This window comes from Microbacterium sp. NRRL B-14842 (assembly GCF_050470785.1).
In genome coordinates this window covers 1-9,896 of sequence record NZ_JBFLUM010000097.1, presented here as the reverse complement: position 1 = coordinate 9,896, position 9,896 = coordinate 1, and the positions used below count along the sequence as shown (strand labels likewise).

Below are 9,896 nucleotides of genomic sequence, written 5' to 3'. Positions count from 1 at the left end.
CAACCGGGGACGATGACGAGGCCATTGGCGATGCCCTCGTATTCCTGGCCGTAGGCCGTGGTCGGCTCGAACTCGATGCGACCTTCAACGGTGGCCTGGCCTTCGATGCTCTCTCCGTCCTCGTTCAGGATCGGCCCGTTGGCGGTCCGTGAAGCGTCTTCCTGAACCCGGCTCAGCATGCGGCCGGTGGCGACGATGTCGAAGAGCTCGGGGCTGTTTCCACCTGTGGCGTCGACCTGCTCCCACACATCGAGGAGGAGCGTGATCGTCTGCTGTGCCTTGGTGATCGCCTCATCCTCGTCGGCGGGTGCTTCGCCGGTGATAGGCGCGACAGTCGGCGTGGGGGTCGGGGTGTTGGTGGGGCTGCCGGTGGGGGTCGGGTTGCCGGTGCCCGTGCATGCGGTCAGCGTCAGTGCGGCGGCGATGATGCCGGCGACGGCGAGGCGCTTGATGCTCATGGTGGGGGCTCCTATTGGGTGATCAGCTCTGCGGTGGCTGTGGCTTGGACGGGGAACGGCACGGGGAGGAAGGTGGCCGAGTAGTCGGTGTCTACGGTGACGGTTGATGCGGTCGCCGCTGACGGCGACGCTTCCGCCGACGCCGGCGGCGGCGAGGTAGCCGTTGGCGGCGCTGACGGCTCGGCTGCTGTCGATCGCGGTGGTGCCGTCGCTGATCGCTTGGCCGCTGACGGCGTTCGCTGCGGCGCGGGCGGCGCTGGCGGCGGTGGTGTAGGCCTGCTGGTTGGCTTGCACCTTGCCGGCGCCGTCGACGACGAGTCCGACGATCGCGAGGAACGCGACGGTCATGATGACGAAGTAGATCGTCGCGACGCCCTTGTCGTCGCGGAACTTGGCTCGGAGCCTCTGGACCATGGTGTTCATCGCCGCTCCCTGTAGGCGTCGACGGGAGGCGGCGGTGCCTGTGAGGACGCGGGTGCCGGGCAGGCCGATCATGGCGGCGTCGCTGAGTGCGACGGTGCAGGAGACGGTCGCGCTGACTCGGCCGGTGGTGCCGATCGGGGCGCTCAGGCGGAGGCGTCGATGTTGACGGAGAGTGTGGTGCAGTTGACGCCGGACTGTTCCATCGAGATCCGCGCCATGTCTTCGGCTGCTTCCTGCGCCTGGGCCGTGGTGCGCGCGAGCGATGCTTCGCGGGCCGCGGCCGACGCTGCGGACTCGACGGCGTTGCCGGCCAGCGCGAGACGTCCGGAAGCTGCGAGCAGCACGAGCACCGCGGCGAGCGCCGGGGCGAGGATGGCGATCTCGAGGCCGGCGGAGCCGCGTTCGTCGCGGAGCTTGGCGATGAGGGTTCGGATGGCGCGCATGGTCAGTTCACCCACCTTTCGGTGGGGCCGGTCACGGTGACGTCGATGTTGGTGGTCAGTCCGGGGACGAAGGAGGGGGCGGTGCCGGTGACGGTTACGGTCACGGTGTTGGCGCCGCGGTCGACCGCGACGGATGCGCCGCTGATCGGTGAGCCGGACTGGTTGAGGACTGCGAGGCCGCGGTGGAGCCGTCTGTGCCGCTGGCGTTGTAGGCGCGGGCGGCGTTGTAGGCGCTGGTGGCGGCGGCGTGGGCGAGGTTGTTGGCGTGGAGGATGATGCCCAGGTGCAGGAAGACCGCGAGGACGAGCAGCAGCACCGGGGCGATGATCGTGTTCTGCAGCGTGGCCGCACCCCGATCACCGGCGAGCGCTTCTCTGAGGCGCTGCCGGTGACCGGTGTTGGAGGTGCGGACCATCTGCGGGTGGCTCTTTCAGCCGGTGGGGATCTGGCCGCGTAGGCGTTGATCGCGGTGACGATGATCGCCACGACGGCCACGGCGGCGAGCGCGATGCCGGCGGTCCAGATGACCTGCTCGAGGGTGATGGAGCCACGTTCGGGCTCTTCGGTGAAGCGAGCTGCCCGCCCGCGCATGCGGGACAGGAACTCTCGGCTCAGGGTCGACATAGGATCCTGGTTCCTTTCTCTCTCTGGGTGGGTGGTGCTTGGTCTATTAGGTATAGGCCTCGGTTTGGGGCCTTCGCGGACAATCGACTTCCAACGTCTCAGAAGAATGCGTTGAGCACGAAGGGAGTTCCGAGCAGAAGCATGAAGAGGACGCCGGTGAGGGTCATCGGGATGGTCATCTTGTTGGTCGCTTTGTTCGCCTCCGTCACTTCATCATTCAGAAGTCGGTCCCGGAGGTTCTGCCCCCGTGCCCTGAGTGTCTCATATACCGACGCTCCTTGCTCCCCCGAGAGCCTGATCACCTTGGCGATTTCACCCAGGTCGGGGACGTTGATCTCGAGGGAGAGCTGCTCGAGCGCGTCCCAGGGTGCGGTGCCGGCGTAGCGGGCTTCGGTGAGGGTTTGGCGGATTCGGACGAATGCCCAGTTGCGTCCGACCTGGGCGGCGGACTCGAGGGCTTTGCCGGGAGGGGCGCCGCTGATGCGTTCGGATCCGACGAGCTCCATGTAGACGGCGACCGAGCGGGAGAACTCCTTGCGGGCGGCTTCGGCCTGGTCGCGGACGAGCAGGTTGGCAGGTACCAGCCGCCGATGGCGAGGGGGATGCCGAACAGCGCGGGGATGTAGAACGCGGTCAGGCCGAGGACTTGGAAGATCAGTCCGATCGCGATGGGGGCGATGAGGCCGAGGCCGGCGGAGAGCACCTTCTGGTACAGGAACCGGTTAACGCTCATGCCGATCAGGCGCAGATCGCGGGTGGGGATCTTGAGAGAGGGGCTGTCGCCGACGCGACGGAGGACGGCTGAGCCCACCCGGTTCTCGAGGGTGGCGGCGTAGGCGGGGTCGGCGGCGACGGTGGTGGTGCCGATCCGATCGAGCGCTGCGGAGAGGCTGGGCTGGGTGGGCACCAGTGCGGCGATGACCAGCGCGAAGCCGAGCCCCAGGACGAGGCCAGGGAGGACGATCAGTGCGAGGTTCACTTCTCACCAGCTTTCTCGGTGGCAACGAGCAGACGGGGTGCCGGCACGCCGCGGCTGATGCGTCGCATCCACAGCAATACGAGGGCGTAGCTGACGAGATATGCGGCGAACAGGAGTTGACCGATCGGGGTGCCGTAGGGGGCGGAGTACTGCTGGGCGAGGACCAGGAGTACGAGCAGCGCGACGGTGAAGTAGACGACGAACCGTGCCTCGTTGCGCGGGGTGGCGCGGTCGGCTTCGATCTGGCGGCGCATCTTGACCCGCTCGAAGATGCTCTTGGCGAGATCCTCGAGCGAGGCGGCGAGGCCGGATCCGCGGAGCTCGGCCTTGCGAGAAGGTGCATCACGAGCACGTCCGCGGTCTCATCGTTGAGGTCGTCGGCAAACGCCTGCAGCGCCGCGGTGGTGGTCCACCGGGCGTTGATGCGCGCGACGAGCTGCGTGACCTGCGGGCGGATCGCTTCGGGGCAGCTGCTCAGCGATGCGGCGATGGTGCGTTCGAGGCCGGCGCCGGAGACGGTGAGGCCGGCGAGGCTGCGGGTCCAGGACTCGAGGGCGTCGAGCTTGGCGATCGTGTTCTCCTCGGGGCCCTTCTGCAGCAGCCATGGCAGGCCGACAGCGGCGACGGGCACGGCGATCACGAGCAGCCACCATCCGGTGATCAGCGCGAACACCAGACCGACCGCGGCGCCGCCGACGAGCTGGATCTGCTGCGTGCGGGTGAAGTCGCGTGTCGCCTTCCCGCGAAGCGCGCTGCGCGTGGGAAGTCCGCTGGTGCTGGGCTTGTGGGCGGCGCCGAGGATGACCAGGATCGCGCCGGCGACCGCGACGATGATGCACAGGGCGAGGGTTGCGGTAGTCATCTCACACTCCAGGTTCGCGGGGTCGAAGCCGTAGAACTTGAGCTCCTCGAGGAGCCGCGGCGATGGCATGTCAGCGGTGATGAGGCTGCCGCTGGATCGGTCGAAGCGGAACACCTGAGAGGCCACGGGGCGGGAGTTGTTCTGCTCCTCGCCGGGCAGGATCTCGGCGATCTCGGTGACGACGCGGCGGGGCTTGCCGGTCGCGGGGTCGATGATCTTCGAGATCTGCACCACGATCTTGATGTTCTGCTCGATCATCCGGTAGGCGTACACGGGGGTCGTGTTGTTGCCGCGGGACAGCATCAGCGCCGACATGCGGTCGATCGAGTCGTCTGCGCTGGCGGCGTGCAGGGTGGACAGCGACCCGACACCGGACTGCATGGCCTGCATCATGGCGTAGATCTCAGGGCCACGGACCTCGCCGACGATGAAGCGCTGGGTGTCCAGTCGGAGGGTGTCGTAGACCAGGTCTTCGGGGGGTGATCTCACCGGGCAGCCGACCATCGGCGCCACGCTCCCCCTCCCCCGGCTTCGCCTCGAGTGAGACCACTCGCGGGTGGCGGTCGTTGATCTTGTGAAGGTAGAGCTCACGCTCCATCTCGATCGTGACGATCTTCTCTTCGGCCGGGATGCAGTCGGCGAGTGCGCGCAGCAGTGTGGTCTTGCCTGCGCCGGGGAAGCCGCTGGTGACGACGGAGACCCCGGCGATGACGGCCGCGCGGAGGAAGGCTGCCGCCTGGCGGGTGATGGTGCCGCGCTCCACGAGCTGGTCGAGGGTGACGTCGACGAGGCGGTGGATACGGATGACGATCGTCGGTCGGGTGGCGACGGGTTCGGCGATCGCTGCCAGACGCGCCCCGCCGGGCAGGTCCATGTGCAGTCGCGGCCGGGCGCTCGTGAACGATCGGCCGCCCTCCCCGAGCGGGCGGCGAGCAGGTTGATCTCTCGCTCGAGCTCACGGTCGTTCTCGGCGATCGGGTACTGGTACTTGACCACGCGGCCGTCCGCGTAGGAGATCCAGACGTCGTCGAACCCGTTGATGTGGATGTTCTCAACGTCGGGCTCGTCGACGAGCGGCTGCAGCCGACCCAGGCGGAACAGCTGGTCGAAGACGGCCTGCCGGATGGCGGTCTGCATCGGGGCCGGCCAGCGCCCCTCGCCGGGGCGGCGGGTCTGGTCGTCGACGCGAGCTCGGACCCGGTCAACGATGTGGTCCTGCGCTGTCTGTTCGCGCTGCTCGGCGGTGATGTCCATGGACTCGCTGAACACTGCGGCGAGCTCACGGGAGACCTCGTCGCGAATGGCGGCGATGTCGGCCCAGGGCAGATCGCTGCGGGCGTCGAGGGTGGTTGGCGGGGTGACCTCGGGTGCCGGCCGCTCGGGGATGGTGGGCGGTGCCGGCACGATCGGAGCTGCGGGTGCCGTGGGGACTGCCTCGGCCGGGGCGTTCCGCTGTGCCGCGCGGGTCAGGTGCGCGGCGGCGTGGCCCAGGTTGCGCAGGCCCGTGTCGGCCGGTGCGGTCGTCGGCGCCTGCGGGGTGGCCGGTGCCGGCGCGGTGAAGAACGGGATGTTTCCCAGGTCTGCGGGGTCGGGGCGTGGGGTCGCTCACTGCTGTCCCTCCAGTCGGTGGTCGTGTAAGTGCGGGTGTTGAGGACATCGCTGTAGCTGAGCAGCAGCGCGCCGATGGCCCGCGCGTAGGGGGTGCGCTGGGCGCCGAGGGTGGGTGCGCCGACCGAGTAGATGGCGGCGCCCTTCGGATCCCAGGGGATGGTGCCCAGCAGGTTCATGCCGATCTGCTTGGTGACGGTCTTGAGAGGCCAGGTCTCCTGCGTGGTGGGCGTTCGGTGACGAGGAGATCGACGTAGCTGGCGTGCCCGATCTCGTTGAGCGTGTTCAGCAGCCACTCGGGGACGGTGTTGCGGTTCTCGTCGAGGGAGCGCCAGTGTGCGAGCACGGCTGCCACGGAGGGCAGCGTGCGATCGGTGAACAGGGTGATGCTGTCCGCCTCGCGCAGCAGCGGGAGTCGAGGGTCGTTGACGTGGAGGCGCCCGCCGTCGACGAGGATGTCGTACCCGGCGGACTCGTAGGGGCGCAGCGCGTCGAGCAGTGCCCGCCAGAAGTGGGGGCCCGCGCCGGCGGCGCCCTGCAGACTCTTGAAGCCGGGGATGAGCACTGAGCGGGGGCTGAGCTCGACGGTCTGTTCCCAGAGCTTGTCAGGGGTCAGAGCGCCGTACTGGTCGGCGACGGCCGCTTCGGTCAGTCCGGTGCTGTGGTAGACCTGCCCGCGGATGAGTCCGGGGATGATGCTGCTGGTCTTGGTGGTGTCGGCCTCGACGAGGATCACGGGCTTGGACCAGTTGAGGGCCAGGGCGCCGGCGGCGGTGGTCACGCCGGGAGCGCCGGACGCGCTGGCAAGGAAGATGATCGCCATGCGGGGTCACTCCCCCGTCGAGTCGATGACCAGCGCGACGCGGCCGGTGGCGGCACGAGCGGCGATGTCGGGTGCTTCACGGTTCGGCACGACCAGGTCGACAACCCACACCTGGGTCTCAGTGTCGTAGGTGGCGGTGAACACCGTGGCGTTGAAGCTCTTGGGGGTCTCGACGGGCGGGTCGCCCTGAGTGACGGGGGTCTCGACGACACGGACCTTGTCGCCTGCTGCGAGCTGGTAGCCGGGCATCTGTGCCTGGGTGAGCGTGACGCCCACGATCGAGGAGCCGGCCGGCACCGCGAGGGTGTCGCCGGTGTTGGCCGACGTGATGAGGGTGCCGGCGGCAGGTCGACCAGCGCGGTGGTTCCGACGAGGTCGGCGGCATCCGCGGCGGAGACCGCGTCGACCTGCTGCCCGCCGGCGAGCTGGATGGTCGTGAGGTCGTCCGTGGTGATCGTCTCCCCGCGCGAGACGTCGACGCTGGTCGCCATGACGCTGACGGTGCGGGTGAGGTTCGTGGTGACCCACCACACGCCGATTCCGCCGAGGAGGACAAGCGCGATGCCGAGGGCGATGATCGCGGGCGCCGGCGAGACTTCGTCGGCTGCAGGACTGCAGGAGTGAGTCCTTGCTTCTGCTCGCCCGGCTCGGTGGTCTCTTTCGTGCGCTTGCTCTTGCGGTCAGTGGTGGTGGTCATTGGAGGTCAATCCTTCATCGTGGGGCGGATGTGGGGTAGGTGTCTAAGCAGTTCGGTGAGTGTCTCATATACCGCTGTAGCGACAGCTGGTCTTCTGCTGTAGCTGGACACCGCACCGTCTAGTCGAGAGGCGGAAGGAATGCCTCGTAGGCGGTGATGATGACGAAGTTCCGGAGGGAGCATCGAGTTCAGCGGTGACGCGATCGAGGATCGCGCGGTACGACGGGGGCAACGCGCACGGTGTGCTTGACGCGGGGCCCCGCGTCGGAGACGGGGGCGGGACGCTTCTGCCTGTTGAACAGATCCGTCCAGTCCTCGTCAGTCTCTTCTCCGCCGGCGGTGGCTTGGCGGATCAGTTCAGGAAGACGCTTATAGGTAGCCGAGACGGCGTCCAGGAGGACCGTCTGGTGGCTCTTGCGCGTCTTGGCCATGTACGCCTGCAGGCGGTCGTTCAGTGGGACCGGAAGGTGGACGGGGACGCCCTTGGTCGCGGTCTCCCGCTCCTCCCTCTCTCCCCCGTCTTCGTCCTCCGTGCGGGTCGTGCGAGTCGGCTGCTTGCGCGGCGCCTGCTTCTTCGCAGGAGCGGCCGCGGGTTCGACCGCCGCTGCAGGGGCGGGCTCCGGGGGGCGGAGCCTGGTCGACGGGGGGCTCCACGGGTTCTGCGGGAGCCGGCGTCGGCGCGGTGCGGCGGGTGAGTTTTCCGAGATCCTGACGAGCCATGTCAGGCCTCCTTCATCTGGTTGGCCCACAGCGACGTGAGCTCCAACGCGACACTGGTGTAGTCGGAGATCGCTGCTTGGTTCTTGCGGGAATCGGTGTACTGCGTGACGACCTTGCCGTCGAAGGGAGCGTCCTCGACGCTCGCGGACAGACGAATGTGACGCTGGAAACGCGGGAGTCCGATCTGCCCCTCGATGAACTCGACGGTGTCGAGCTGCTCTTCCCAGTCCTCGAGTCGCCGACCGCCGCGGCGGGTGTCGATCTTGTTCAGCAGGAGTCGGTAGGGCACCCCGGTCGGGATGATGTGCTCGACCAAGGTGTCCGCGACCGATTCGATCGCCATGGTGGCGGCTTCCAGCGGCAGGACGATGAAGTCGGCGACCTGCAGGACTGCGGTGAGGACGCCGGTGTTCTCATGGCTGCCAGGCGTGTCGACGAGGACGATGTCGTAGCCGTCGAGGTCACGCAATCCCATGATGTTGTTGGGATCGACGTCGGCTGCGAAGTCGAACGGAAGGTCATCCCCCGCTCGCTCGGCCCAGCGTGCTGCGGACTGCTGCGGGTCGACGTCGACCACGAGCACATTGTTGGCGCGGGACAGCGCGGCCGCGAGGTTCATGACGGTGGTGGTCTTGCCCACCCCGCCCTTCTGGTTGCAGACGCCGATGATTCTCACGATCGGCCTCCACGGACGAGGGTGTTGACAGCGGTCGCGCCAGTCGAGCGCGCGATGTGCGGATGTGTGGCGCGGGTATGGGGCAACTGTGGCGGGTTCATGGGCGTCAGTATAGCGTCACATTCACGCCTATATGCAACAACAATCGCGCGTGTCGTGCGCGGCGCATGCGCTAGAGGTTGCGATGCAACCGCGCTAGCGCCGTGCACTAGACGCGCTGTATTGGAGCAATGACGGCGCATGCAGTGCGCGTGTACTTGCGCTCTATCTGCGACATGTAACGCGCCAAAGTCGCGACGTACAGGCACAAGCAATGCGCAATCAAAGAGCAGTACAGGCGACCGACTCGCGCTAGTAGTGCGCATGTTAGAGCGCAACATCATGCGCGGGTAGGGCGATGAGCTAGCGCGAGTATTGCGAGTGTTATTGCGGATGACTAGCGCGGTGTGGCGCGGGGGTTGCTCAGCGTATCGCGCGAGTGATGCGGTGATCTGGCGGGGGAGTGGCGGGAGGCTATCGCGACGTTGCTGCGTGGGTACAGCGCAGAGCATCGCGGCGGGGTAGCGCGTGTGTGGCGCCGCGCTGGCGATGGTGGAGTGCGCGTGTCGCGAGGGCTGGTAGGGGAGTCGTGGCGGGGCATCCAAACGATGGATGCGGGCGTAAGCGGGCCTGTGCGGCCTGCTGAGGCGATTTCGGCCATGAGGAGGGCTCCGAGTGAGGCGGAGGGGAAGACAGGGCCCCTGGGGGCCATCCAGAGGCCCTGTCTGTCTGGGGGGGCGGAGCGGTTAGTGTGCTCCGGCCTGTGGGGCGCGCTCGACTCGTCGACTGCGCTTGCCCCTGGATGGCGGGTTGGCTCAGCTGCGGCGCGGGGCGTAGGAGACCTTGGCCTCCATGTCGCCACTGACGGCCTGCATGAGCTTGGTGCGGATTCGGCACACTCGGCGGTTGAGCGTCTCCCGGCTGACGCCGAGCTCGGCCGCTGCTTCCTCACGCGCCACACCGGGGTCACCCTCTGCGAGCTCGATGCGTGCAAGCAGCTGGACCTCGTCGCGGCGGAGGGTGCCGGAGTCGATCGCCCAGGTGAGGATCGTCACCAGATCCCGGAAGACGTCGTCGCTCTCGTCGGGGCCTGCGATCTTCTCGAGCAGCTCGTCCTCGATCGGCATCGCGTCGACGCTGTGCTCGCTGCCGAACCAGACTCCGAGGTTCTTGATCGTCTCGAGACGGATGTTTCCGGAGACGGAGTGGACGCGCTCGAGCGGGTAGGTGTGAATGACCTCCCAGAGCACGCCGATCGTCGCAGTGCGGGCGTCGGCGGGGGAGTGCTGCCACAGGCTGCGCATGCTGCTGCAGCTGCTCGGCAGCCGCAGCGCGAGCGGCTATGAACGACTTGAGCAGGACGCGGCCGGCGAAGGTATCGCCGGCGTGCTCGAGGGTGAGCAGCTCGAGCAAGAGCGCGTCGCGCTGTTCGGGAGCTTGCGGCTGCCGGATGAGGTTCACGGCCTCATCGCCGGTCAGCTCGCCGAGCGTTCCGAAGTGGTGAGTGGTGTGGGAGTGGAAGCTGTTCCACTCGTCGAACAGCT

At 67.7% G+C, this 9,896-nt stretch carries 14 protein-coding genes and 1 pseudogene; 2 read left to right on the top strand and 13 right to left on the bottom strand.

Annotated features, from left to right (window positions below; genetic code table 11):
- The 10 genes and pseudogenes from AB1285_RS27225 to AB1285_RS27180 all read right to left on the bottom strand — a co-directional run.
- A partial coding sequence (locus AB1285_RS27225; protein WP_429978301.1) for a pilus assembly protein TadG-related protein occupies window positions 1-881 on the bottom strand: 881 nt, incomplete at its 3' end.
- Between the two features lie 143 nt (window positions 882-1,024).
- Entirely contained in the window at window positions 1,025-1,324 is a 300-nt protein-coding gene (locus AB1285_RS27220) for a hypothetical protein (protein ID WP_429978300.1), read from the bottom strand.
- Between the two features lie 100 nt (window positions 1,325-1,424).
- Entirely contained in the window at window positions 1,425-1,739 is a 315-nt protein-coding gene (locus tag AB1285_RS27215) for a TadE/TadG family type IV pilus assembly protein (protein WP_429978299.1), read from the bottom strand.
- A 307-nt stretch (window positions 1,740-2,046) separates the two neighbouring features.
- Entirely contained in the window at window positions 2,047-2,454 is a 408-nt protein-coding gene (locus AB1285_RS27210) for a type II secretion system F family protein (protein WP_285814523.1), read from the bottom strand.
- Between the two features lie 469 nt (window positions 2,455-2,923).
- Window positions 2,924-3,181, bottom strand: a complete 258-nt coding sequence (locus AB1285_RS27205) for a hypothetical protein (protein WP_429978302.1) — start codon at window positions 3,179-3,181, stop codon at window positions 2,924-2,926.
- A gap of 941 nt (window positions 3,182-4,122) precedes the next feature.
- Window positions 4,123-4,218, bottom strand: a pseudogene (locus AB1285_RS27200) (ATPase, T2SS/T4P/T4SS family); the annotation flags it as partial.
- Window positions 4,193-4,663 (bottom strand): ATPase, T2SS/T4P/T4SS family, encoded by a 471-nt coding sequence (locus AB1285_RS27195; RefSeq protein WP_429978298.1) that lies wholly within the window; start codon window positions 4,661-4,663, stop codon window positions 4,193-4,195. The pseudogene AB1285_RS27200 and the gene AB1285_RS27195, both read right to left, overlap by 26 nt.
- A 592-nt stretch (window positions 4,664-5,255) precedes the next feature.
- Window positions 5,256-5,576 (bottom strand): hypothetical protein, encoded by a 321-nt coding sequence (locus AB1285_RS27190; protein ID WP_429978297.1) that lies wholly within the window; start codon window positions 5,574-5,576, stop codon window positions 5,256-5,258.
- Window positions 5,573-6,220, bottom strand: coding sequence for a hypothetical protein (locus AB1285_RS27185; RefSeq protein ID WP_429978296.1), 648 nt, complete (start codon window positions 6,218-6,220; stop codon window positions 5,573-5,575). Before AB1285_RS27185 ends, AB1285_RS27190 begins: the two co-directional genes overlap by 4 nt.
- A gap of 6 nt (window positions 6,221-6,226) precedes the next feature.
- Window positions 6,227-6,517, bottom strand: coding sequence for a hypothetical protein (locus AB1285_RS27180; RefSeq protein WP_429978295.1), 291 nt, complete (start codon window positions 6,515-6,517; stop codon window positions 6,227-6,229).
- Between the two features lie 63 nt (window positions 6,518-6,580).
- Here AB1285_RS27180 and AB1285_RS27175 point away from each other — a divergent pair, with 63 nt between their 5' ends.
- Window positions 6,581-6,844 carry a hypothetical protein gene (locus tag AB1285_RS27175; RefSeq protein WP_429978294.1) on the top strand — a complete coding sequence of 88 codons (264 nt, stop codon included), beginning with the start codon at window positions 6,581-6,583 and terminating at the stop codon, window positions 6,842-6,844.
- 261 nt (window positions 6,845-7,105) lie between these two features.
- Here the strand turns inward: AB1285_RS27175 and AB1285_RS27170 are convergent, their stop codons facing one another.
- The 3 genes from AB1285_RS27170 to AB1285_RS27160 all read right to left on the bottom strand — a co-directional run bounded on the left by AB1285_RS27170 (window position 7,106) and on the right by AB1285_RS27160 (window position 9,656).
- The gene (locus tag AB1285_RS27170) at window positions 7,106-7,348 is read right to left on the bottom strand and encodes a hypothetical protein (protein ID WP_429978293.1); all 243 of its coding nucleotides are present in this window, start codon (window positions 7,346-7,348) and stop codon (window positions 7,106-7,108) included.
- Window positions 7,349-7,638: 290 nt separating this feature from the next.
- A complete protein-coding gene (locus AB1285_RS27165) occupies window positions 7,639-8,313 on the bottom strand; it encodes a ParA family protein (RefSeq protein ID WP_062635277.1) in 675 nt (224 codons plus the stop codon).
- An 854-nt stretch (window positions 8,314-9,167) separates the two neighbouring features.
- Window positions 9,168-9,656: a hypothetical protein gene (locus tag AB1285_RS27160; protein WP_429978292.1), complete on the bottom strand. Its 489-nt coding sequence runs from the start codon at window positions 9,654-9,656 to the stop codon at window positions 9,168-9,170.
- Here AB1285_RS27160 and AB1285_RS27155 point away from each other — a divergent pair.
- The coding region (locus AB1285_RS27155) for a hypothetical protein (RefSeq protein ID WP_429978291.1) at window positions 9,655-9,896 on the top strand (242 nt) is incomplete at its 3' end. The two genes, AB1285_RS27160 and AB1285_RS27155, sit on opposite strands and share 2 nt — an antisense overlap.